Annotated in this window: 18 protein-coding genes; 15 read left to right on the top strand and 3 right to left on the bottom strand. The window is 63.1% G+C overall.

Annotation, left to right across the window (positions count from 1 at the left end; all coding sequences use genetic code 11):
- Positions 1–7 precede the first annotated feature (7 nt).
- The 11 genes from NCT04_RS19665 (at position 8) to NCT04_RS19615 (ending at position 10,951) form a co-directional block, all read left to right on the top strand.
- Positions 8–1,507, top strand: a complete 1,500-nt coding sequence (locus NCT04_RS19665) for a type II and III secretion system protein family protein (RefSeq protein ID WP_250467342.1) — start codon at positions 8–10, stop codon at positions 1,505–1,507.
- Between the two features lie 10 nt (positions 1,508–1,517).
- Entirely contained in the window at positions 1,518–1,898 is a 381-nt protein-coding gene (locus NCT04_RS19660) for a CpaD family pilus assembly lipoprotein (RefSeq protein WP_244829395.1), read from the top strand.
- Positions 1,899–1,922: 24 nt separating this feature from the next.
- The gene (locus NCT04_RS19655; protein WP_250467341.1) at positions 1,923–3,143 is read left to right on the top strand and encodes a CpaE/TadZ family protein; all 1,221 of its coding nucleotides are present in this window, start codon (positions 1,923–1,925) and stop codon (positions 3,141–3,143) included.
- Positions 3,143–4,552, top strand: a complete 1,410-nt coding sequence (locus tag NCT04_RS19650; RefSeq protein WP_250467340.1) for a TadA family conjugal transfer-associated ATPase — start codon at positions 3,143–3,145, stop codon at positions 4,550–4,552. The genes NCT04_RS19655 and NCT04_RS19650 overlap by 1 nt, the downstream gene beginning before the upstream one ends.
- Positions 4,549–5,523, top strand: coding sequence for a type II secretion system F family protein (locus NCT04_RS19645; protein ID WP_244829398.1), 975 nt, complete (start codon positions 4,549–4,551; stop codon positions 5,521–5,523). The genes NCT04_RS19650 and NCT04_RS19645 overlap by 4 nt, the downstream gene beginning before the upstream one ends.
- Positions 5,520–6,479: a type II secretion system F family protein gene (locus NCT04_RS19640; RefSeq protein ID WP_244829399.1), complete on the top strand. Its 960-nt coding sequence runs from the start codon at positions 5,520–5,522 to the stop codon at positions 6,477–6,479. The genes NCT04_RS19645 and NCT04_RS19640 overlap by 4 nt, the downstream gene beginning before the upstream one ends.
- Positions 6,476–7,372, top strand: a complete 897-nt coding sequence (locus NCT04_RS19635) for a tetratricopeptide repeat protein (protein WP_250467339.1) — start codon at positions 6,476–6,478, stop codon at positions 7,370–7,372. The genes NCT04_RS19640 and NCT04_RS19635 overlap by 4 nt, the downstream gene beginning before the upstream one ends.
- A gap of 5 nt (positions 7,373–7,377) precedes the next feature.
- The gene (locus NCT04_RS19630; RefSeq protein WP_244829401.1) at positions 7,378–7,860 is read left to right on the top strand and encodes a TadE/TadG family type IV pilus assembly protein; all 483 of its coding nucleotides are present in this window, start codon (positions 7,378–7,380) and stop codon (positions 7,858–7,860) included.
- Complete coding sequence (locus NCT04_RS19625) at positions 7,857–8,534, top strand: TadE/TadG family type IV pilus assembly protein (RefSeq protein ID WP_244829402.1); 678 nt, start codon at positions 7,857–7,859, stop codon at positions 8,532–8,534. The genes NCT04_RS19630 and NCT04_RS19625 overlap by 4 nt, the downstream gene beginning before the upstream one ends.
- A complete protein-coding gene (locus NCT04_RS19620; protein WP_250467338.1) occupies positions 8,534–10,375 on the top strand; it encodes a TadE/TadG family type IV pilus assembly protein in 1,842 nt (613 codons plus the stop codon). The genes NCT04_RS19625 and NCT04_RS19620 overlap by 1 nt, the downstream gene beginning before the upstream one ends.
- A gap of 72 nt (positions 10,376–10,447) precedes the next feature.
- Positions 10,448–10,951, top strand: coding sequence for a DUF6496 domain-containing protein (locus NCT04_RS19615; RefSeq protein WP_250467337.1), 504 nt, complete (start codon positions 10,448–10,450; stop codon positions 10,949–10,951).
- On the opposite strand, the gene NCT04_RS19610 is transcribed toward NCT04_RS19615, so the two are convergent.
- Positions 10,936–11,853, bottom strand: coding sequence for a LysR family transcriptional regulator (locus NCT04_RS19610; RefSeq protein ID WP_244829405.1), 918 nt, complete (start codon positions 11,851–11,853; stop codon positions 10,936–10,938). The genes NCT04_RS19615 and NCT04_RS19610 overlap by 16 nt on opposite strands.
- Positions 11,854–11,971: 118 nt before the next feature.
- On the opposite strand from NCT04_RS19610, the gene NCT04_RS19605 reads away from it, so the two are divergent.
- On the top strand, positions 11,972–12,736 hold the full coding sequence (locus tag NCT04_RS19605; protein ID WP_250467336.1) for a transporter substrate-binding domain-containing protein: 765 nt from the start codon (positions 11,972–11,974) through the stop codon (positions 12,734–12,736).
- Between the two features lie 28 nt (positions 12,737–12,764).
- A complete protein-coding gene (locus tag NCT04_RS19600) occupies positions 12,765–13,889 on the top strand; it encodes a succinylglutamate desuccinylase/aspartoacylase family protein (protein ID WP_250467335.1) in 1,125 nt (374 codons plus the stop codon).
- A 6-nt stretch (positions 13,890–13,895) separates the two neighbouring features.
- Here NCT04_RS19600 and NCT04_RS19595 read toward each other — a convergent pair whose 3' ends face one another.
- On the bottom strand, positions 13,896–14,387 hold the full coding sequence (locus tag NCT04_RS19595; RefSeq protein ID WP_250467334.1) for a class I SAM-dependent methyltransferase: 492 nt from the start codon (positions 14,385–14,387) through the stop codon (positions 13,896–13,898).
- Between the two features lie 400 nt (positions 14,388–14,787).
- The gene (locus NCT04_RS19590) at positions 14,788–16,773 is read right to left on the bottom strand and encodes a glycoside hydrolase family 28 protein (RefSeq protein ID WP_250467333.1); all 1,986 of its coding nucleotides are present in this window, start codon (positions 16,771–16,773) and stop codon (positions 14,788–14,790) included.
- 425 nt (positions 16,774–17,198) lie between these two features.
- Here NCT04_RS19590 and uvrA point away from each other — a divergent pair, with 425 nt between their 5' ends.
- Together uvrA and NCT04_RS19580 are read left to right on the top strand one after the other, a co-directional pair.
- Positions 17,199–23,021, top strand: coding sequence for an excinuclease ABC subunit UvrA (uvrA, locus tag NCT04_RS19585; protein ID WP_250467464.1), 5,823 nt, complete (start codon positions 17,199–17,201; stop codon positions 23,019–23,021).
- 61 nt (positions 23,022–23,082) lie between these two features.
- The gene (locus NCT04_RS19580) at positions 23,083–23,520 is read left to right on the top strand and encodes an ACT domain-containing protein (protein WP_250467332.1); all 438 of its coding nucleotides are present in this window, start codon (positions 23,083–23,085) and stop codon (positions 23,518–23,520) included.
- Positions 23,521–23,526 lie beyond the last annotated feature (6 nt).

Genomic DNA, 23,526 nt, shown 5'->3' with positions numbered 1-23,526 from the left:
GATAGTCATGAAAACGCAGTTCAGTTGGAGATCGACGCCGATGCTGCCCACCGCGGCGAGCCTGCTCGCGCTCGTGTGCGCGGCATTCGGCCTGACGCCGCTCGCGCATGCCGCCGGCGCTCAGGTGATCAACGTCGCGGCTCGTCCGGGCGCGGGCGCCGTGCCGTCTAAAGGTGCCGCTACCGCCGAGGCAAGCCAGGGCGTACTCGCACTCGATGCAGGCAAAGGCTCGATGCTTCATCTGCCCGAGGACGCCGTTTCGGTGTTCGTGGCCGACCCGAGCGTCGCGGATGTGCAGGTGCCGTCGCCGCGCGCGGTCTTCGTGCTCGGCAAGAAGGCCGGTTCCACCACGGTCTACGCGCTCGGCGCGAACAACAAGCCGATCTTTCAGAAGACCGTTGTCGTGACGCGCGACATGGTCGCGTTGCGCGCCATGCTGAAGGCGCGCTTTCCCAACACGAATATCGATGTGAACGGCATACAGGGCTCGCTCATTCTGACGGGCCAGGCGCAGAATCCCGCCGAGGCGGATACCGTCGTGCAGGCCATCACACCGATGCTCGCGGACAAGGAAGTGCTCGTCAATCGCATGACCATCGACAAGCCCTTGCAGATTCAACTGCGGGTGCGGATCACGGAAGTGGACCGCAACGTGACGCAGCAGTGGGGCATCAACTGGCAGGCTATCGGCAGCGCGGCCGGCAACTGGTATAGCGGCATCTTCAGCGGCCGTCAGATCTACAACTACAACCAGCCCATCACGACTTCGTCGGGCTCGGTGACCTATCCGCTCAATCTCGCGACCAACAACGCTTACTCGCTGTTCGGCGGGTTCCGGACGGCCAACACCGATATCCGCGCGCTAGTCGATGCGCTGAATCAGGAAGGCCTGCTCACGGTGCTCGCCGAGCCCAATCTCGTCGCGCTTTCGGGCCAGACGGCGAGCTTCCTCGCGGGCGGCGAGTTTCCGATTCCGGTGTCGCAGATCAACGGCGCGATCACGGTCGAATTCAAGCAGTTCGGCGTCAAGCTCGACTTCACGCCGACCGTGCTCAACGACCGCCGCATCAGCCTGAAAGTGCGGCCGGAAGTCAGCCAGATCGACACGACGGCAAGCGTGACGACCAACGGCGTGACCGTGCCGGGCCTTTCGGTGCGCCGCGCGGATACCACCGTCGAACTGGCGAGCGGTCAGAGCTTCGCCATTGGCGGGCTGCTCCAGAGCAATACGACCGACCTCGTATCGCAAGTACCCGGCATCGGCTCGATCCCTGTGCTCGGCAAGCTGTTTTCCTCGTCGAACTACCAGAACAACAAGACCGAGCTCGTGATCATGGTGACGCCGTATATCGTCGAGCCGACCGATCCGGCCAAGCTGCGCACACCGATCGAGTCGCTGGTGTCGCCGAGCGGCGACATCGAATATGGTTTCGCCCGAATGTTTGGGGGCACCGAATCGGCACCGGGAAACCCTCGTCTCGTCGGCGCGGCCGGCTACGTCTATTGAGCCTGATGCCATGAACCACGCACGTTTCATTTCGCTCTTCACCGCCTGCTCGCTCGCTTTGCCGCTTGCTGGCTGCTTCATCAAGCCGCCCGTGAGCATGCCCGATTCACGCGTCATTGGTTACGACGGCAACGCCGCCGTGCCGCCCGACTGCGAGAAACTCACGCGCGCCTCGCTGTTGTTCGATTCCGGCGTGCGACGCCCGTCGATGCAATGGGGCTGTGCCACCTACACCAACCTCGCGGCGCAGGTCGCGAACCCGCAAGACCTCGTGAATCCGCAGACGCTCGGCCCCGCCGATGCCGCGGTCGCCGCGAGCGCCGTGCATCGCTATGAGACGGGTCAAGTGATTCCGCTCGACACCACGACGACTACGCGCAATGGCAAGTAAGCGCGCCTTCGAGACACCGACGCCATGAGCACCACTGAATTCTCGTTGATCAAAGGCAAGTCCGCCGTGCGGGCCGCAGACTTCATCGCCTTCGTCGCCGACCGCCAGACCGAGCAGGTTCTGAAAGCCTTCGTGCTGGAGCAGGCGATGCCGCACGCGCATATCGCGGTGGGCAGTATCGACGATGCCATCTCGCATGTCACCAAGCTCGAGCGTTCGCCGCAGTTTCTGCTGGTTGATTTGCACGACTCGGCGATGCCTCTGTCCGACCTCGGCCGGCTTGCCGAAGTGTGCGAGCCTTCGGTGCAGGTGATCGGCATTGGCGAGCGCAACGACGTCGGCCTGTTCCGCAGCCTGCTCAAGATCGGCGTGCATGACTATCTCGTCAAGCCGCTGACGGTGGAGTTGCTCAAGCGCACCGTCAACACCGCCGACGGCAAGGTGACGCCGGTGACGCTCACGCGCACGGGCAAGACCATTGCGTTCGCGGGCACGCGCGGCGGCGTCGGCGTGACGACGCTCGCGCTCAATCTTGCGCGACATCTGGCAGACACCACGCATCGGCGGGTCGCGTATGTCGATCTGAACCTCACCGGCGGCGCCGCCAACTGCATGCTCGGCACGCAGAGCAACAATGGTCTTTCGGACGTGCTGGAAAATGCGCATCGTCTCGATCCGCAATACGTCGAGCGCACGCTGATGGCGAACGGCAGCCGTCTGTTCATGCTCACCGCGGATATCGACTACGGCGCCGAGCCGCCGTACAAGCCCGGTGCGCTCGCCCGCGTGATCGAACTGCTGTGCGACAGCTTTCACTATGTGATCATCGATATCGGCAATCCGAGCGCGCCGTTGTCGCAGGAAGCGTTAAACCATGCGTCCCGCGCGTATCTCGTGACCGACCGTTCCGTGCATTCGACGCGCGAGTCGATCCGCCTTTTGCGTTACATCGAGAATCGCGACAACAATCCGCCGACCTCGATCCTGCTCAATAACCCGAGTGCGGTGAGCGCGGGCAAGGTGCAGCCGAACGACTTCATGTCGGCGGTGGGCCGCTCCGTTCTGCATGAGATCCAATTCGAAGCCAAGGCGCTCGCCACCGCCGAAAACCTTGGCGAAGCGCCCAAAGATAAGACGCCGAACGGGTTCAATCAGGCTATTACGCGTATTGCGAGCGATCTCACCGGCCAGCAAGCTGCCGCCGGGCGCTCTTTGCTGCGCAAGTTCAGTCTGAGGAGAGGCTGATGTTCGGGCAGAAGCAGGCATCCCGGGCGACGCATTCTGCATTTGCACTGGCTCAAGAAGGAGCATCCGACCAGGCGAGTATTGCCGAGCCGGCCATTCCGGTGGCGGACGCGCCCGCGCGCTTGCACGTGGCGGAGAGCAGCGAATCGCTGGTGCGCTCGGATCTGTTCAAGGTGATTCGCGCAGGCGTGTTCGGTTCGATGAACGCATCGGTGGTGGTCGGCAAGACGCGCGAGCAGATGAAGCCGGGCATCGAGCAGCTCGTGATGGAGATCGCCGAGCGCGAAGGTTTGAACGTCACGATGTCCGAGCAGCAGCAGATCGTGGGCGAACTGCTCAACGACATGTACGGCCTCGGGCCGATCGAGCCGCTGCTCGCCGACGAAAGCATCACCGACGTGCTGGTGAACGGTCCCGATCAGGTCTATGTGGAACGCCACGGCCGTCTCGAACTCACGAGCTGCAAGTTCCGCGACAACGCGCACGTGACCAACGTCGCGCAGCGGATTGCGGCGGGCGTGGGGCGGCGCGTCGACGAAAGCAGCCCGATGGTCGATGCGCGTCTCGCGGACGGCAGCCGGGTCAACGTCGTGCTCCCGCCGCTCGCGATTCATGGCGCGTCGATTTCCATTCGGAAGTTTTCGAAGCGCAACATCACGCTGCACCGCATGGCGCAGCAGGGCAACATGTCCCTCGCGATGGCAACCGTGCTCAAACTCGCGAGCACGTGCCGGCTCAACGTCATCGTGTCGGGTGGTACGGGTTCGGGCAAGACGACGCTGCTCAACGCGTTGTCGCACTTCATCGGTCACGGCGAACGCACGGTGACGATCGAGGACGCGGCGGAACTGCAACTGGTGCAGCCGCACGTCGTGAGCCTGGAAACGCGCCCCGAGAATGCCGAAGGTCTCGGCGCCGTGACGCAGCGCGACCTCGTGCGCAATGCGCTGCGGATGCGCCCGGACCGCATCATTCTCGGCGAAACGCGCGGCTCCGAAGCGTTCGACGTATTGCAGGCCATGAACACCGGCCACGACGGCTCTATGACCACCATCCACGCGAACACGCCGCGCGACGGCATCACGCGTCTGGAGAGCATGGTGATGATGGCAAACGGCAATCTGCCGCTCCTGTCCATTCGCCGCCAGATCGCGAGCGCGGTGCACCTGATCGTGCAGATCGAGCGGATGCGTGACGGCATGCGCCGCGTCACGCGCATCACCGAACTGGTGGGCATGGAAGGCGACGTGATCATCACGCAGGACTTGTTCACGTTCCGCTACGACGCAACCGCCTACAGCGAGGAAGTGAAGGGCGCGTACGAATCGGCGGCGGTGCGCCCGGCGTTCTCGCAGCGCGCTCAGTACTACGGTCTCGAAGATGCATTGCTCGAGGCGATGCAGCCATGAACACGATCAACCTCGTCACGATCTGCGCGTTCGTCATTGCAATTCTCGGCGGCATGATGTTTTTCATCGTGCAGGACATGCGGAATAACCAGCCGCATGCGCGCATTCGCACGCGCATGCGCGAATCGTTCGAGATGCACGGTTCGCCCGAGAAGAACGCAAGCAAGAACGAGATCAATCTGTTCAAGGTCAAGAAGCAGGAGAGCGTGTACTCGCGCTTTCTCGGGCCCAAGGTGTCGCGCCTGAAAACGGTGGCGGGGAAGAACGGCATGCGAATCGTGATCGTCGCGGCGATTCTCGGCGAGCTGCTCGCCATCGGCATGGTGGACATCATGCCGCTGCCGAGTTTCGTCCAGCCGCTTCTGATCGTCTTCCTGCCGGTCTTCACGCTGGTCAAGGCGTACAACTTTCTCGTGGAGCGCTTTCGCCGCCGTTTTCTCAACGGCTTCCCGGAACTGATCGATCTGATCGTGCGCGCGGTGCGTGCGGGCGTGCCGGTCACGCACGTCATCACCACGGCAGCCGACGAATGCGCCGAGCCGCTCAGGAGCGAGTTCAGGATCATGAGCGATTCCCTGCAAGTGGGTCTAGACCTCGAGGAAGTGCTGACGGTGGCGGTCAAGCGGATCGAGATCGCGGACTTCTCTTTTTTCTGCGTGTGTTTGCTCCTGCAGCGGGAAACCGGCGGTCAGCTCGGCGAGACGCTCGAAAACCTGGCGAACATCGTGCGCACGCGCCGCGAGATTCGCGTCAAGACCAAAGCGCTCACAGGCGAGGCGCGCATCACCACCAAGATTCTGGCGGCGGTGCCGGCTTGCATTATCGGCAGCCTGTACTTCCTCAACCGCGACTACATGAAGGTGCTCACCAACACCGACAGCGGCAGCAAGCTCCTGACCTTCGCCGTGATCTCGATCGTCATGGGACTCATGGTCATCAACAAGATTTCGAAGCTGGATACCTCGCGATGAACCCGGAACAGATCCAGACGCTCATCAACCTGCTGATGCTGATTGCGCTCTTTGCCGGGCTCGCGGGTTGGTGGCTGACGCGCCATGGCGGCCAGCGCGGCCGCATTGCGGAGCGCACCCGGCTCGCGGCGCATGCCGAGCGCATCGACCTCGCTACCGGCAACGACGACGAACTCAACTTTCGCGCGCGCGTGATGCGCCGTCTCGCGCGCATTGGCGACAAGCTGCCGCTCTTCGACGCCAAGTATCGCCTGAAGCTGCGCAAGGAACTGATCAGAAGCGGTTATCGCAGCAATCTCGCCGTCTCGGTTCTGCTGGCGTCGAAATTCTGCGTGGGGCTCATCTGTGCGACGCTCACGGTCATGCTGGGCTCGCATATTCCGATGATCGGCGCGTATCCCGCGGTGCGCGGCGCGGCGATGCTGATGGTGTTCATCGTCGGCATGATCGTTCCGGAATATCTGCTGAATTTCGTGGGTGCTCGCCGCCGCAGGGCGATGGCCGCCTCGCTGCCCGACGCGCTCGACTTGCTCGTGATCTGCACCAACGCGGGCAATAGTCTCGGCGTGTCGATCCGTCGCGTGGCCGACGAACTCGCAAGCATCTGCCCGCCGCTTTCCGACGAATTTTCCCTTACCGCCGACGAACTGAAGCTTTCTGGCGACAGCACGCGCGCGTTGAACGGGCTCGCGGAGCGCATCGATCTGCCTTCGATCCGCGCGCTCATTTCCACCCTCACTCAGTCGATGCGCTACGGCACGCCGATCACGCAGGCGCTGCGCACGTTGTCGCGTACCGAGCGTCTGCAGCATATCGTCTCGCTGGAAGAAAAGGCCGCGAAGCTCGCCCCCAAGATGGTCGTGCCGATGATGCTGTTCATTCTCCCGGCCATTGTCGTGATTGCCGCGGGGCCGGCCGTGCTCCAACTACTGGACGTTATCGCCAAAACCAAATGAAGACCGACTTCTATCTTCGCCGCCTTCCCGTGCTTGCCGGCGCGGTGCTCATCGCGCTCGTCGCGAGCGGCTGCACGACCACTGCCACGACCTCGCATCAGGTGTCCGGCATGCGCTCCGTTTCGCAAGACGGCGCTCCCGGTGCGATGAGCGAATTGCGTATCGCCGAATCCGCGCTCGAATCCGGCAACATGGACATGGCGACCACGATCTACGAAAAGATCCTGCGGGCGAATCCGCGTTCGGTCGAAGCCATGACCGGCCTTGGCAACACGCTCTACTCGGTGGGCGACTTTACGCGCGCCGGCGTCTATTACAGCAAGGCGGCAGCCATCGACGGAAACGCCCCCGCGCCGCTCATCGGCATGGCGCGCGTGGCGATTCATCAGCGCCGTTTCGACGACGCCATCGCGACGTATCGGCATGTGCTCGCCGAAAGCCCGGACGATCCGCTTGCGGCCGCCGGTCTCGGCGCCGCGTACGACATGAAGGGCGACCACGCGACGGCGCAAGCCGTGCTGCGCGATGCGCTCAAGCGCAATCCCGGCGATACCTCGCTTTCCGTGAACCTGGGCACGTCGCTCATCATGGCGGGCAAGCCGCGCGATGGCGCGAACGTGCTGCTCGACGTGACGCGCTTTCCCGCCGCGCCGCCGCAAGCCCGCCAGGATCTCGCGCTTGCTTACGGTTTGCTCGGCAACGATGACGCCGCCGCCGAAATCCTGAGCCGCGATTTGCCGAAGGCGTCGGTGCAGGACAACCTGCGCTTCTACGAACTGCAGCGCCAGCGTATCGGCACTTCGGGCACTTCGGGCGCGTCGGCCACCAGCGGCTCCAACGCAAGCGTGGCGCCCGTCGCTGCGCCGGCGGTGGCCGCCGTGAGCCTCAGGTGAGCGCCGTGCTTCATGCCCGGGCACACCGCAACGTGTCGCGCTTCTTGCGCGATGACGGCGGCAGCTCGCTGATCGAGTTCGCGATACTCGCGCCGCTCTCGTTCATCCTCATTCTGGCGACGATCGAATTCGGTCTCGACATGATGGTGGACGCCACCGTGCAGATCGCCGCGCAGCAAGCGTCGCGCGCCGGGCTCACGACCAGCGCGCCGGCGAGCGGAACGCGCGATCAGCAGGCTCAGAACCTCATCAACAACATGCTCGGCGGCTGGACCAACATCGGCGCGACGATAACGATCAATACGCTGACCTACGGGACTTACAGCAACGTGGGCACGAGCAACTACCAGAGCAGCATGGGCAATTTCGGCGATGTCGTGTCCTACAACATCACCTTGACCATGCCGCCCATCACCGGCATTCCCCGTATCTTCGGCGTCAACCAGTTGACGTTCCAGCGCAATTACATCGTGCAGAACGAAAAATGACCCACGCTCGCTCATCCGCTTCCGGGGCCGCCAGCGCGTCGCGCCGCCGCAGCTTTCTCTCCCGCCTGTGGCGCTCGAAGCGCGGCAGCGTCACGATCGAGTTCGTGATCATCTTCCCATTGATGGCGCTGATCCTGACCGGCTTCGTCGAAGCGTACATGTATCTGCGCGCGGTGAGCGTGTTGGAACATGCGACCTTCACACTCGCCGATTCGCTCGGTCAGATGCCGCGCGTCATCAACGACAATTCCACCAGCAACGCCAATAACCTCGGTTCGCTGTGGTCGGCGGCCACGCTGCTCGCCGCACCCAATACGATCAACGGGCAGGGCGCGGTCATCATCACCTCGGTGTGCGACACCAATGCCACGACCTGCGTCTTGCCGCCGGGCAAGCCGGGGACGGATCCTGGCAAGGCCGTCGTTCACTGGCGCGCATCGGCGCCGTGGAACTTGTCGGGCCTGACGACCAAGGTGTCGAGCACCGCGCCGTTGCCGTCGACCTGGCCGTTTCGCGCGGGCGACTCGGCGATCATCGTCGAGATCTACTACCAGTTCAACCCGTTTGCCATGACCTCCGCATTCTGGAAGAACTCGGTCGGCACGCAGACGCTTTATCAACGCATCTACGTGCGCTCGCGAACCGGCCAGCCGCTCGACCTGGCGAGCTCCTGATGAAACGCCGACTCTTTCCGATGCGCCGCGGCGCTTCCTCCTGCGCGACGCCCGCGCTGCGCGCGCCGTTCTTCGCCAACTTCGGTGGTCCCGCCGCACCCCGCACGCTCGCTCAACTCGTGCGTGGCGACGAGGGCGCGCTGACCGTGCTGTTCGCCGTGACCGCGAGCATGATGATCGGCACGCTGTGCACGGCGATCGACACCATCGACTATGCGCAGACGCAGGGCCGCATGCAGATGGCGCTCGACGTGGCGACGCTTTCGGCCGGTGCCGACCTCTCGCACTATGCAATGACAACGAGCGCGGACCTCGCTGCATGGCAGGCCGACGCGCGCGCCTATTACAACGCGAACATGCCGACGGGCTACATGTCGCTCACCATGCCCGACCAGAATTTCGCGGCGTCGGTGAGCGGCACGCCAGCCACCGGGCAGGTCATCAAGCTGTCGGCATCGGGTTCGGTGCCGCTCTACGCGCCGACCTTCCTCAACACCAAGTCGACATCGTCGAGTGGATCGGGTTCGGGCTCCGGAAGTTCGGGCAGCACCTTGCCCAGCACGCAAACTATCTCGGCGAGCAATACGGCGTTGCGCGTGCCCAAGAGCACGCTCGAACTCGCGTTGATTCTCGACAACACGGGCTCGATGGCTTCCGCCGCCGCCAAGGGCGGCAAGACGAGCAAGCTGAGCGGCCTGCAGGATGCCGCCAACTCGCTCGTGGCGAATATCCTTGGCGTGCAGGGCAACGACTCGTATATCGGGCTCGTGCCGTTCACGACGATGGTGAACGTCGGCTCGGCACTCAGTTCGAGCGGAACCTGGATGACGCAGACCACGAGCAAGCAGTTCGCCTACAACCCCACCAACATGTCGATGTCGAAGTGGGGTGGGTGCGCGGTCGAGCCACGCGACACGGCCGGCAACGTCTATCCGAAGGCTTACGCGCCGAAGGATTCGCCGGGCTTTACGCCCTGGTATTTCAACGTGCCGTCTACCGGCTTCACGGTCCAGACTTACGACAACAACTGTAATCTGCAGAAGAACGGCACGACGGTCGTGAAGGGCGTGCCGCTCAGCTACGCGTATTACTACGCATCGCCGGGGCTTTGCCAGTCGAAGACGCCGACCACGGTGCCGACCAACTTCATGGCGCAGTATCCGTATTCGGGTACGGTCACTTATGACCAGAATGGCAGCGACTACGACAGCCGGCCATGCTCCATCCAGCCTGCCGTGTTCCTGACGCAAGACCAGAACGCGCTGACGACGGCCATCAACAACATGGTGGCCAATGGCTCGACTCTGATTCCGACAGGTCTGCTGTGGGGCTGGCGCATGCTTTCATCGGATTGGTCCAAGTCGGTGGCGGGCAGCAACAACGGCTGGATTTCGAACGACGGCACGCTGCCGCGTCCGGAAACGACGCAAGGTTTGCAGCGTGTCGCTATCGTTCTGACCGACGGCGAGAACGATCCCGGCGATCCGTCGGGGACCATGCCGCAGCCGTTCTTTAATCAGCTCGCGCTCGGCAATCAGACGCTCAAGTCGCCGACGGTGTACGACTCGACAGGTAACGCGCTGAACGGTTTGGTGTCCAGCCCGGACGACGTCAATACGTTCCAGCTCGGTATCTGTCAGGCGATGAAGAACAGCGGCATCATCATCTACGCGATCACTTTCGGCACCTACGGGACGGACTCGGCGAGCGTGGCTGCGCAAAACACGATGCAATCCTGCGCGACGAGCGGCAACTACTATCACGCACCCGACAACGCAACGCTCAATCAGATCTTCCAGCAGATTGCGGGCAACCTGGGTGTATTGCGTCTTACGCAGTAAGGGAAAGCGGCAGGCGGGCACGTGCGTTGCTTGCCTCTCCCGGTGCAAGTCAACTTCCCAAGGAGTACCGACATGCCCGAAAAGAAAACCGTCGAAAGCGCCACCAAGGCGAAGCGCGCAGGCAAGTCCGCCAGCACCCAGGCGGGCAATTTCGTGAAAGAACAGATCGATCACATCCGCGAGGGCAAGCATGGCGCGAAGTCCGCGAAGCAGGCCATCGCCATCGGTCTATCCGAAGCCCGCCGCTCCGGCGTAAAGGTCAAGACGCCGAAGAAGGCCACCACGTCCGAGGCCACGCGCAAGAAAGCCGCACAAGACACGAAAGCCGCGCATCGCACGAGAAAGAGTCCGAGCACGGAGTCGAAGGCAAAGCGTTCCGCGACGTCCACGCGCGTGCTGAAGCGCGAAAGCACGAAGGCGGCATCGCACAAGTCGCTGTCGCGGCAGGCGCATGCAAGCGCAAGCCGGCGCTCGGCGGCGGATCGCTCGGCTGCCGCGAAGAAGGGCTGGGCAACGCGGCGCAAGAACGCCAGCGCTGCATCGAAGGGTTCATCTGCGCGTCACTCGGCACGTTGATCCGCCGCGCGCGGGAGCATTCGCGCGAACGATACGGCCATCATCGCGAGTTCTTGCGCCGCGGGCGTGAGCGGCACGCCCGCTCTTCGAAGCAGGCAGACGGGCGTCGGCGCGGCGCGTTCGGCAATCGGGATCACGGTGATGTGTTCCCGAAAAAACGGATGCGCCACGAGGCTCGCCGGTTCGAGCGCGAGGTAGTCGCTTGCGGTAATGCAATGAAGCGTGTCGAAGACCGCTTCGGTGGTTACCGCGACGTTGGGCGGCGTGAGCCGGGCCGTATCGAATAGCGCGGACAGCTTGTTGCCCGCGTGACGCGTGCTCACCCACTCGGCATTGCAGAGACTCGAAAGCTTGCGCGCGCGTGCAAGCGGATGCCCCTTCCGCGCGATCACCGCGACATTGGAATCGAAAAGCCGTGTCGTCTCCATATCATGGATGTCCGCGTCGGGCGCAATGAGTGCGAGGGCAAAATCGAGCCGTCCCTCGCGCACCCATGACGTCAGCACGCGCGACGTCGCGCTCGTCAAATGCACATCGATACGCGGACAGCGCTCTCTGAAGCTCGCGAGCAGCGCGGGAAACAGCCGCATGGTCGCATCGGCTGCCAGACCAAGCGCAACGCTGCCGGTTAATTCGCCGCGCATCTGACGCATCTCTTCTTCGGTCTTCGCACATTCGCCGAGTATTAGATCGGCGCGCACACGCAGGCGTTCGCCGGCGCTCGTCAGCCGCACGCCACGTACATCGCGTTCGAAAAGCGGCCCGCCCGCTAGCGCTTCCAGCTTGCGTAACTGCTGAGTGATGCCGCTCTGCGCAATTGTCAGACGCCGCGCGGCCGCGCGCAGGCTGCCCGCCTCTGCAACGGCCACGAAGATTCGCAATTGGGTCAGCGTCAATTCCATCGGCGATCTCGAAAAGTGATCATGATAATTAAAATGCCTCTTTTTAAGGGCGCTTTGTCCGCTTAGCATGAGCGCTCCAATCCCGAAAATATCCCGCCGACCCATGTTCAAAACGTTCATGCTCAGCAGCGCTCTTGCCGCCACGCTTGCGATGTCTCCGTTCGTTGCAAGCGCGAAGGACGCCGATACCTTGCGCCTGGGCATCGACCCTGGTTATCCGCCGATGGATGTGAAGACGCCCGACGGCCATGTCGCGGGCTTCGACGTCGATCTCGGCGATGAAATCTGCCGCCGCATCGCGATGCGCTGCCAGTGGGTCGAGCTGGAATTCTCCGGCATGATTCCGGCGCTGCAAGCGCGCAAGATCGACGGGATCATGTCGTCGATGGCGATCACCGACAAGCGCATGAAGCAGATCGCATTTTCGACGAAGCTGTTCCAGTTCCGCTCTCGTCTGATCGCAAGGAGCGGAGCGTCGCTCGCGCCGAGCGCGCAGGGTCTCGCCGGCAAGCGCGTCGGCGTGCAAAGCGGCAGTCAGTTCGAGACCTACGCCATGAAGAACTGGCAGCCGGGCGGCGTGGAAATCGTTGCGTATCAGAGTCAGGAGGGTGTGTTCAACGATCTCGTCGCGGGCCGGCTCGATGCCGCGTTGCTCGGCTCCGTCGAAGCGGAGCACGGCTTCCTGAAGACCGCGCGCGGCGCGGGCTTCGCGTTCGTCGGCGCGCCGCTTTCCATGGGCGATCACGGCGTGGGCATGGGCATGCGCCAGGACGATGCCGCGCTGAAGACGAAGGTCGACAAGGCCGTGACCGACATGCGCGCGGACGGCACGTATCAGAAGATCGCGCACAAGTACTTCGACTTCGACGTCTACGGCGACTGAGCCTCATCTTTCACGGACTTTTTCATTGATGCAAACACGACACACGCCGCTCGTTTCCACGACGCTCGGTACGGCGCGCGAACTCGTCAGCTTTCATTTCGGTGCGGAACGAAGCGGCGAGAAGGTCTATGTCCAGGCCTCGCTGCATGCCGACGAAACCCCCGCGATGCTCACGGCGTGGCAGCTGAAGAAGCGTCTGCTGCAACTCGAAGGGGAAGGGCGCTTGCGTGGCGAGATCGTCCTCGTGCCGGTGGCGAATCCTGTCGGCTTGTCGCAGCATGTGCTCGGGCAATTCCTTGGCCGCTTCGACGCGAATAGCGGCCACAACTTCAACCGCGGTTTTCCGATGCCGCCCGCGCAGGCGTTGATCGAACGTATCGGCATGGCGTGGTCGAGCAGCGACGCCGCATACAACGCGCGCCTCTTGCGTCGCGCCGTGCGGGACATGCTCGGCGAAATGCGCGCGAAGAACGAGTTCGAGTCGCTGCGGCTGACGCTGCTGACGCTCGCATCCGATGCCGACATCGTGCTCGATCTGCATTGTTCGCTCGAAGCCACGATGCATCTCTACACGAGCCCGGCAAGCTGGCCCGCGCTGGAACCGCTTGCACATTATCTCGGCGCGAACGGCGTGCTGCTCGCAACGGATTCGGGCGGGCAGTCGTTCGACGAAATCCACGCGCTCTTGTGGAACGAAGTCCGTGCGTTGCTCGGCGGCGACGTGCCGCTCGGTGCGCCGAACATCGCGGCGACGGTGGAGCATCGCGGGCAGCGCGACGTGAGCTACGAGACGGCGCAACACGATGCGGATGCCATCGTTGACTTTCTGATCGCGCGCGGCGTGATCGAAGGCGAGGCGCGCGCGTTGCCGCCGCTCGTACTCGGCGCGACGCCGCTTGCGGGCAGCGAGCAGTTGATTGCGCCGGTGAGCGGCATCGTCGTGTATCGCGCGTCGGTCGGGGCGAGATTGAAGGCTGGCGACGCGGTGTTCGATATCGTCGATCCACTGACGGATGCCGTGACCACGGTCGCGACGAAAAACGATGGCGTGTTTTATATGCGGCGTGCGATCCGTTTCGCGCAGGCCGGTGCACCGATGGGGCGGGTGACGGGGCAGACGGCGTTCAGGACGGGGGTGTTGATCGGGGCATGAGGTGGGTTAGTGCAAGAGCGTGTGGTTGACGTGCCTCGCCCAATCCGGAAATTCGCGGCGATAAAGAAGATGCAGGCCTTCGCTGAATGTCGCGGCTTCGAGACCGTTCACTGATGCCAGTAGCGACAGTGCAGACGCCGTATAAAACGACACATGGCCGTTGCGAGGCATGCAATCCCACCACTGTCCGATATCATCGCGCAAATTGCTTTGAGGAACGAACAGCGTACTGAAGAGGATTGCGCCGTTGCCGTCGATAAGCCTTGCCAGTGTATCGACGAGTCTAAGCGGTTCGACGTGATGCTCGAAGACTTCGAATGCAAGCACGACGCCGTATCGGTCGATCAGTGACGTATGGTCGGACGCTTCGCCAAAGGGATCGTACGAGCGTATCCGTTCGAACCCGCGAAGCCGAAGTTGCTGTTCGAGAATCCCTGATGCGGCGCCGTAATCGAGAAGCTTTTCCTGCGCGAGGCCGGGAAAATACTCGGCGATCATCCGTGCGTTGGCATTTGGCCGCGCGAAGGTGTAGTCAAGATCTTGCCGTTCGTAAGCCGCGTATAGATGTGTTCGCTGAAGTCGTTCGGCGTCCATTCGTCGAAGGCGGGCGCGTGGATAAATCCGCATTGCTCGCAACGATGGTAGTAGATCGATGTGCCGAAATACGGATCGACTTTACATCCAGCCAGATGATCCGCGCCACCGCGCGAGAAGTCGGCGAGTCCACACAGGGCGCTCGGTTTCGCGCAGCATTCGCATGTTGAATAAGGCGCAGCCTTATTCATGCCGTCGAACAACATCGTCGTATCAGATGAAAGTGGGCGCGCATTTCAACATGCCGCGAATGGGCACATAACGGCAAGCGGCTGCGGACTCGAAGCCCGCAACCCGAAGCTTCTTACCGCGCGTCACTCACCGTCTGATTCAACGTCTGCCCCGCGATCACCGTGTTCTTCAACACGATGTCATGCACGTTGTACGCATAGATCGGCCCGGGCGTTGCCGCCGTCGCCGGTCCGGCCGCAACGGGCGTGCCGAAATCGCAATCGGTGATGGTCACCCCGGTGATGGCCGGAATGGCCGGCACCGGCGCGGGGCCGTTGTAATCGAACGCGACCGGTCCTTGCGCGACGATCGCCTGAAAACACGATCCCGTCGCGCCGTTCGCCGTGACGTTGCTCGCCTTCACGTTGGAAATGTTCACGTTCTGCACGAGGGCGGGACGCGTGCGGATGGCGTCTTTCGACGGCTGATAATCGCAATCGAAGGTGATGATGCCGCCCTGCGCCGCCGATGGATTCGCCGCGCTGGCCGTCGCCACGCCGAGCGGCACGGTCGCGTTGATCGGACTGCCCGCGAGCAGGCTGCTGCCGTAACCGGACGGCGTGAGGCTGACGCCGTTGGGCAAGGTCACGTTATCGACGTAGAAGTCCTTCACGAAGCCGCCGCGATTCATGTTCGTCTTCACGCGAATCGCAATGTTCAGCGAGTTGGTCGCCCAGAACTTGTTGAGCATCTGCAGATTGCGCGCATAGATTTTCTGCACGCCGCCGCCCATTTCGCTGCCTAGCGTGATGCCGCCGTGGCCGCTGTTCATGGTGCAGTTTTGAATGACGTGGTTTTGCGCCGGGCCGTATTGCGTGTCGAGATCCTTGCCCGACTTGATGGCGATGCAGTCGTCGCCCGTGTTGAACACGACGCTTTCGCACAGGACCATGTCGCAGGCGTCGGGGTCGAAGCCATCGTTGTTCGGACCGATGCTGTCCACCGTCACGCTGCGCATTACCACGTTCTTGCAGTCGGTCGGATGATGCTGCCAGAACGGCGTATTGATGGTGCGGTAGCTCTCCATCAACACGTTCGTGCAACCGATGAATTCCACCATGCAAGGCCGCAGATAATGCCCGAGACCGAAGATGCGCTTCTCGATGGCGACACCCGCCTCGGACAGCGCGGGCAGATAGTTCTGGTCCTGCTGCCACGGCGTGGCGGGGTTGGTGAGTTCGGCATAGAGCGTATCGGAGATGCCGGGCGCGGCGGTTTTGAGATCGACGTTCTTCGAGTTGCTCGACGCTTGTGACGGCGTCGACGAACTGACGCAGCCATACACGCCGTTATTGCCCTTCCACGTCCACCAGCTCGTCGCGGTGTTGCCGCTGCCGGCAAAGGGCGTCATTGCCTGGCCATTGAGCACGGACGTGTCGCCTTCGCCAGTGAGCGCGACGTTGGTCTGATTGCGCGCATAGACGGGCGGGCCGTAGTTGAGGCAATCGTTTGCCTGCCAGCGGCTGTAAAACAACTTGCCGTTCGGGCCGCAGTCGATCGGGCCGTCTTTCGCGTAGTCGGCCGGATTCGGGCTGAAGAAGATTTCGCAGTTCGCGCTCAGGTGAAAGTCGACGTTCGATTGCAGCACGATCGGCCCCGCGCAATACCAGTTGCCCGCTGGCACGACGACGCGTCCGCCGCCCGCCGCGCTGCACGCCGCGATGGCCGCGAAAAAGGCGGGACGCGAATCGAACGAGCCGGGCGCTTGCGTCTGATCGGCGCCGCTGCTCAGGGGCGACTTCGTGGCATCCGTATAAGGATTCACCGCCGCCACGACAGCGCATGGCTTCGCGCCGTAATCGGTGACGAGGAACTGGCGGCTCGGCACCATCGACGTCGATACACCCTTGAGCGCATTGACGATTTGCGTGGCGGAGCCGGACGGCCCCCAGATCGCGTCTTGCACGGTGGCCGGGGCCGAATCGTCATGACCGCCGCAGGCGCTAAGAAGGCTCATTGCGCTGATTCCGCTGAAAAGTGGGGCGCTTGCCGAGACGCCCGCGAGTTTGACGAAAGAACGTCGTGATAGTGAACCTGCTGACGGTTTTGGGGATTTCATTTGTTGTCTCCTAGATCCGGTCGGGGCCGGTTTTGTAGATTCGGTGAAGTCTTCGTACAACGGTTAACCGGATGCTTGAGTTGCAGCAAATGGATCGCGACGAAGCTTCGGGAAATCGTTTTCCTGACTTACGATATCGAAGTTGTCAGGCATTGGTCAAGTAAAGTCAGGCAGCGTCGGGTTGGGACTTTCCCGCATAGGTCGCAGGCCGAACGCAACCGAACAGCGGCCGCTCTCTTCGCCGATCGCCGGGCGAGAACTTTGCGACACTACCCAACACCCCGGCTGACACTTCCGCGACGTTTGGCAGCGAATACTGTATGCGTGTACAGTACTGTTCGCTGCAAGAGGCGCGTTTCGAGCAATCGACGCGCCGCTGCAAACGGCTCGTGACAGCCGTCCAACTCATTGAACCGGTTGAAAAATTGGCATCGAACAACGCAATCCGCATCCGCGGCGCTCGGCAACACAATCTCAAGAATCTCGATCTCGACCTGCACACCGGCCAGATGACGGTTGTCACCGGCCCTTCCGGTTCGGGTAAATCGAGTCTCGTGTTCGACACGCTTTATGCCGAAGGCCAGCGGCGCTATGTCGAAACCTTCAGCGCCTACGCCCGGCAGTTTCTCGATCGCATGGACCGGCCGCAGGTGGATCGCGTGGATGGAGTGCCGCCCGCCATCGCCATCGACCAGACGAACCCGGTGCGCAGCTCGCGCTCGACCGTCGGCACGATGACCGAACTGAACGATCACCTGAAACTGTTCTACGCCCGCGCCGCCGAACTGTTCGACAAGAAGTCCGCGCTGCGCGTGCGTCACGACACGCCGGAAACCATTTACGCCGAACTGCTCGAGCGCACGCGCACGGACGACCCGCGTCTCGCGATCACGTTCCCGGTCGAATTGCCGGACAGCGCAAGCGATGACGAAGTTGCTCAATGGCTTTCCGCGAGCGGCTATACGCGCGTTCAGGCGAAACGTCACATCGAAACCGAAAGCGGCAAGCGCCAGTTGCTCGACGTCGTCGCGGACCGTTTTCGCCTGCACAACACCGAACGCTCGCGCGCGCTCGAAGCGATCGAAAGCGCGCTCTTGCGCGGCACCGGTCGCGTGAATGTCTACATGCTGAAGGACGAAGGCGAGCCGGAAATCTGGCGCTTCTCGACCGGTCTGCATAGCCCCGAAAGCGATCTGCGTTACGCGGACCCGCAGCCCGCGCTGTTCTCGTTCAATTCGGCCTACGGCGCGTGCGAAGCGTGCCGTGGTTTCGGCCGCGTGATCGGCGTGGATTTCGGCCTCGTCATTCCCGATGAAAAGAAGACGCTGCGCGAGGGCGCGGTCAAGACGCTGCAAACGCCCGCGTGGAAAGAAAATCAGGACGATCTCGTGCGCTATGGCGCGAAGGCGGGCATTCGTCTAGGCGTGCCATGGAACGAACTCACGCAGAAGGAACGCGACTGGGTCATCCACGGATCGCCCGACTGGACCGGCAAGTGGCAGAACCAGTGGTACGGCGTGCAGCGCTTCTTCGACTATCTGGAGTCGAAGGCGTACAAGATGCATATCCGCGTGCTGCTCTCGAAGTACCGCAGCTATACGACGTGCCCGACATGCGACGGCGCGCGTCTGAAGACCGAATCCATGCTGTGGCGTCTTGGCACGAAGGAGCAGGCCGATGCCGTGCTCGCGCCGGCCAGTCGCTTCATGCCGAAGGGCGTCGACTGGACACGCGAGCAGCTCGAAGCGCTGCCCGGTCTCACCGTGCACGATCTCATGCTGATGCCGATAGAGCGCATCCGCCGCTTCTTCGATTCGCTCACGCTGCCCTCGACCTTGCTCGATGAAGCACTCAAGCTCTTGCACGCCGAGGTGCGCACGCGTCTGAAGTATCTCTGCGATGTCGGGCTCGGCTATCTCACGCTGGACCGGCAGAGCCGCACGCTGTCGGGCGGCGAAGTGCAGCGTATCAATCTGACGACCGCGCTCGGCACCTCGCTCGTCAATACGCTTTTCGTGCTGGATGAACCGAGCATCGGGCTGCATCCGCGCGACTTGAACCGCATCGTCGAGGCCATGCATCGTCTGCGCGATGCGGGCAATACGCTCGTCGTCGTGGAGCACGATCCATCGGTGATGCTTGCGGCGGATCGTCTCATCGACATGGGTCCGGGGCCGGGTGAACGCGGCGGGCAGATCGTCTATGACGGCACGCCGGGCGATATCGAGTCGAGCGACACGCTCACCGGCGCCTATCTCGGCGGCCGCAAGCAAGTGGCGCACGCGTCGAACTGGAATCGTCGCGCGACCGACGCGAAGACGCCGCGTCTCGTGCTCGAAGGCGCGTGCGATCACAACCTGCAAGACGTGACGGTCGAGATTCCGTTGCAACGCCTCGTCTGCGTGACAGGCGTATCGGGTTCGGGCAAATCGACCTTGATTCAGGACGTGCTCGCGCCCGCGCTCATGCGTCACTTCGGCAAGGCGACCGAGACGCCGGGCGCATTTCGCGCGTTGAAGGGCGCGGAGCAACTGAGCGATGTGGTCTTCGTCGATCAATCGCCTATCGGCCGCACGGCGCGCTCGAATCCGGCGAGTTACGTCGGCGCGTTCGACGAGTTGCGCAAGCTCTTTGCGAAAGCGCCGCTTGCCGCACAGCGCGGCTATAGCGCAAGCATGTTCAGCTTCAATTCCGGCGATGGCCGCTGCCCGACTTGCGGCGGCTCGGGCTTCGAACACGTCGAGATGCAGTTTCTGAGCGACGTCTATCTGCGGTGTCCCGATTGCGACGGCAGGCGTTATCGCGCGGAAATCCTCGATGTGAAGATCGAGCGCGGCGGCCGGCATCTGAGCGTGGCGGACGTGCTCGAACTCACGGTGAGCGAAGCCGTCGAGCTCTTTGCGAAGGATGCGGAAGTATTGCGTGTGTTGCAGCCTATCGTCGATGTCGGCCTCGAATACGTGAAGCTCGGTCAGCCGGTGCCCACGCTTTCGGGCGGCGAAGCGCAGCGCCTGAAACTCGCGGGTTTTCTGGCGGAAACCGCGTCGCCCGCGAGCAAGAGCGAAGCGAAGCACGGCCGCCTCTTCATGTTCGACGAGCCCACCACGGGCCTGCATTTCGACGACATCGCCAAGCTCATGCGTGCGCTCGGCCGTCTGCTCGAACGCGGGCATTCGTTGATCGTCATCGAACACAATCTCGACGTGATTCGCGCGGCCGACTGGATCATCGATCTCGGTCCGGAAGGTGGCGACGGCGGCGGTCAGGTGGTATGTGTCGGCACGCCGGATGAAGTGGCCGCGTGCGAGCATTCGCACACGGGCCGCGCGCTCGTCGATTATGAAGAAGCGATGACGCCCGGCGCCGCCGACAAGCGCGCGGGCGTGCCGCTGCAACTAGCCGCGGAAGTGGCAAGCGCGCGCCGTGCTCTACAGGGCGAGGACGTGGTGCGTATCGTGAATGCGCGCGAACACAACCTGAAGTCGCTCGATGTCGATATCCCGCACAACAAATTTAACGTGGTCACGGGCGTGTCGGGCTCGGGCAAATCGACGCTCGCCTTCGACATTCTTTTCCACGAAGGTCAGCGCCGTTACCTCGAATCGCTCAATGCGTATGCGCGTTCCATCGTGCAGCCCGCTGGCCGGCCGGAAGTCGATGCGGTCTATGGCATTCCGCCGACCGTGGCAATCGAACAGCGTCTTTCGCGCGGCGGCCGCAAGAGCACGGTCGCGACCACGTCGGAAGTCTGGCACTTCCTTCGGCTGCTCTATGTGAAGCTCGGCATACAGCACTGCGTCAACGACGGCACGCCGGTGCAGGCGCAAAGTTCGGAGTCGATAGCCGCGCAGATTTTGCGCGACTACAAGGGTCAGCACGTCGGCCTGCTCGCGCCGCTCGTCGTGAATCGCAAGGGTGTCTACACCGATCTCGCGAAATGGGCAAAGGCGCGCGGCAACTCGCATCTGCGTGTGGATGGCGAATTCCTCTCCGTCGATCCCTGGCCGAAGCTCGATCGTTTCCGCGAACATACGATCGAACTGCCCGTGGCGGACCTCGTGGTATCGGCGGATAACGAAGCGGAACTGCGCCGCCTGCTGGACGATGCGCTCGAACTCGGCAAGGGCGTGATGCATCTGTGCGCGCCGCTCGACGATCTGCACGGCGCGTTGTCCAATGGCAAGAAGCGCGGCAAGGAAGAGACCATCGTGTTCTCGACCAAGCGCGCATGTCCCACTTGCGGCACGAGTTACCCTGAACTCGATCCGCGTATGTTTTCGTACAACAGCAAGCACGGTTGGTGCAACACATGCGTGGGCACGGGCGTGAAACTCACGCGCGAACAGCGCGCCGCATTCGACGATACGGTCTTCGCGCAGGACGATCGCGGCCGCGAACAGAGCATCGGTTCGGTGGATCAGGAACCGGACGATATCGTCGATCAACCGTGTCCCGAGTGCGAAGGCACGCGTCTGAACGACGTGGCGCGCGCCGTCACGTTCGGCAACTATCCGATCACGGAGGTCGGTCGCTGGACCGTGACGGACACGCGGGAATGGATCGCGGCGCTCAAGCTGCAAGGCCGCGATGCGGACATTGCGCGCGATGTTATCAGCGAGATCGAAGGGCGTCTGCAATTTCTCGTGGAAGTGGGCCTCGGTTATCTGAGTCTGGATCGCGCCGCGCCCACGCTGTCGGGCGGCGAAGCGCAGCGCATCCGGCTCGCGGCGCAGCTTGGCAGCAACCTGCAAGGCGTGTGTTACGTGCTCGATGAACCGACCATCGGTCTGCATCCGCGTGACAATCTGATCCTGCTGTCCGCGCTCAAGAAGCTCAACGACAAGGGCAATACGCTCGTCGTCGTCGAGCACGACGAGGACACCATTCGCCGCGCGGATCACATCATCGATATCGGGCCGGGCGCGGGCAAGCGTGGCGGCACGGTGGTCGCGCAGGGCACGGTGTCGGACCTCGCCGCGCACAAGGACTCGCTCACGGGTCAGATGCTCGCGAACCCGATCGTGCATCCGTTGCAGCCGCGTCGCGAAGTGCGCGCGGCCGCGGGCAAGCGGCCCGCCGTGCCCGAGCAATGGCTCACGGTCGAAAAGGCGACGCTGCACAATCTGCGCAACGTGACGGCGAGCGTGCCGCTCAATCGTCTGGTCGCCATCACGGGCGTTTCCGGTTCGGGCAAGTCCACGCTCGCACGCGACGTGCTGATGACCAACCTGCTCGATGCCGTCGGCCGCTCGGTGCTTTCGTCGCCCGCCGTGCGGCGCGCGCGCCGCGCCGTGCAGACCGATGCACCCGCGAAGTCGCGCGCTTCCGTGCTCGCGCGCGAAGCGCCGCGCCCTAAGTTCGATGTCGTGCACGCGTGGCAAGGCTGCGCGGGCGTGACCGGCTTCGAGTCGATCGATCGCGTGCTGGAAGTGGATCAGACGCCCATCGGCAAGACGCCGCGTTCGTGTCCGGCTACGTATATCGGCATGTGGGACACCATCCGCAAGCTTTTCGCCGATACGCTCGAAGCCCGCGCGCGCGGCTACACGCCATCGCGTTTCTCGTTCAACACCGGCGACGGACGCTGCCCGGCGTGCGAAGGCCAGGGCGTGCGCACTATCGCCATGAGCTTCTTGCCGGACGTAAAGGTGCCGTGCGATGTTTGCCACGGCCAGCGCTTCAATCCGGAGACGCTTGCGGTGACTTGGCGCGGCAAGAATATCGGCGAAGTGCTGACCATGGAGATCGACGAAGCCGTGGAGTTCTTCGCGTCGATGAACAGCATTGCGCATCCGTTGCAGTTGATGAAGGACGTGGGCCTCGGTTATCTCACGCTCGGCCAGCCGTCGCCGACGCTCTCGGGCGGCGAGGCGCAGCGCATCAAACTCGTCACCGAGTTGTCGAAGGTGCGCGACGACATCACGCGGCGTGGCCAGAAGCCGCCGCACACGCTCTACGTGCTCGACGAACCGACGGTCGGTCTGCATATGGCCGATGTCGCCAAGCTGATTCGCGTGCTGCATCGGCTGGTGGATGGCGGGCATAGCGTGATCGTCATCGAGCACGATCTCGATGTGATCGCCGAAGCGGACTGGGTGCTCGATCTCGGACCCGAAGGCGGCGTGAACGGCGGCACGATCGTCGCGGCGGCGGACCCGGAAACGCTGGCGAGCCATCCGCGCAGTCACACCGGAACGGCGCTGCGGCCCGTGCTCGGTCGAACGCGCGCGACGGAAGACGCGGCCTGAAAATCGCGATCTGACGCGGGCTTGCAGTCAAGCCCGCGCCGTCGCATTGGGTGGAGCAATCATGTCTCAAGCCATTTCGGATCTGAACACGCTGCTCGCTTCGATGCGTCCCGAGCTTCAGCCCGGCGTCTATGTGTTCGCGTCCCTGCCGCACGATGCGGTGGTGAGCGGCGCGGGCATCGTCGCCACGTTCCGTGAACGCGAAGGCATGACCGTCGTGATGGAGGAAGCGGCGGCGCAAGCGGCCAACATCGCGCCGTTGTTTCGCGCCGCGTGGATCACGCTCACGGTGCATTCGGACCTCGCCGCGGTCGGGCTGACGGCTGCGTTCGCGCGTGCGCTCGGCGACGCGGGCATCAGTTGCAATGTGCTTGCGGCGGCTTATCACGATCACATCTTCGTGCCGGTGGACCATGCCGGGCGCGCAATCGACACCCTCTTAGCCTTGCAGCGAAGCGCTGATAAGCTTGCGCCCTCGTCAAACCCGCCAACTCGATAGCACAGC

The organism is Caballeronia sp. GAFFF2, from assembly GCF_023631485.1.
Classification (GTDB): Bacteria; Pseudomonadota; Gammaproteobacteria; order Burkholderiales; family Burkholderiaceae; genus Caballeronia.
The sequence above is the reverse complement of the archived record's forward strand: the minus strand, read 5'-3'. Positions and strand labels throughout refer to the sequence as shown.

Coding starts and splice junctions, on each gene's coding strand:
- NCT04_RS19590 (WP_250467333.1), bottom strand. CDS start 16,773: ATGAAATCCCCAAAACCGTCAGCAGGTTCACTATCACGACGTTCTTTC.
- NCT04_RS19635 (WP_250467339.1), top strand. CDS start 6,476: ATGAAGACCGACTTCTATCTTCGCCGCCTTCCCGTGCTTGCCGGCGCG.
- NCT04_RS19640 (WP_244829399.1), top strand. CDS start 5,520: ATGAACCCGGAACAGATCCAGACGCTCATCAACCTGCTGATGCTGATT.
- NCT04_RS19650 (WP_250467340.1), top strand. CDS start 3,143: ATGTTCGGGCAGAAGCAGGCATCCCGGGCGACGCATTCTGCATTTGCA.
- NCT04_RS19620 (WP_250467338.1), top strand. CDS start 8,534: ATGAAACGCCGACTCTTTCCGATGCGCCGCGGCGCTTCCTCCTGCGCG.
- NCT04_RS19615 (WP_250467337.1), top strand. CDS start 10,448: ATGCCCGAAAAGAAAACCGTCGAAAGCGCCACCAAGGCGAAGCGCGCA.
- NCT04_RS19645 (WP_244829398.1), top strand. CDS start 4,549: ATGAACACGATCAACCTCGTCACGATCTGCGCGTTCGTCATTGCAATT.
- NCT04_RS19625 (WP_244829402.1), top strand. CDS start 7,857: ATGACCCACGCTCGCTCATCCGCTTCCGGGGCCGCCAGCGCGTCGCGC.
- NCT04_RS19605 (WP_250467336.1), top strand. CDS start 11,972: ATGCTCAGCAGCGCTCTTGCCGCCACGCTTGCGATGTCTCCGTTCGTT.
- NCT04_RS19595 (WP_250467334.1), bottom strand. CDS start 14,387: ATGATCGCCGAGTATTTTCCCGGCCTCGCGCAGGAAAAGCTTCTCGAT.
- NCT04_RS19655 (WP_250467341.1), top strand. CDS start 1,923: ATGAGCACCACTGAATTCTCGTTGATCAAAGGCAAGTCCGCCGTGCGG.
- NCT04_RS19660 (WP_244829395.1), top strand. CDS start 1,518: ATGAACCACGCACGTTTCATTTCGCTCTTCACCGCCTGCTCGCTCGCT.
- NCT04_RS19610 (WP_244829405.1), bottom strand. CDS start 11,853: ATGGAATTGACGCTGACCCAATTGCGAATCTTCGTGGCCGTTGCAGAG.
- NCT04_RS19665 (WP_250467342.1), top strand. CDS start 8: ATGAAAACGCAGTTCAGTTGGAGATCGACGCCGATGCTGCCCACCGCG.
- NCT04_RS19580 (WP_250467332.1), top strand. CDS start 23,083: ATGTCTCAAGCCATTTCGGATCTGAACACGCTGCTCGCTTCGATGCGT.
- NCT04_RS19600 (WP_250467335.1), top strand. CDS start 12,765: ATGCAAACACGACACACGCCGCTCGTTTCCACGACGCTCGGTACGGCG.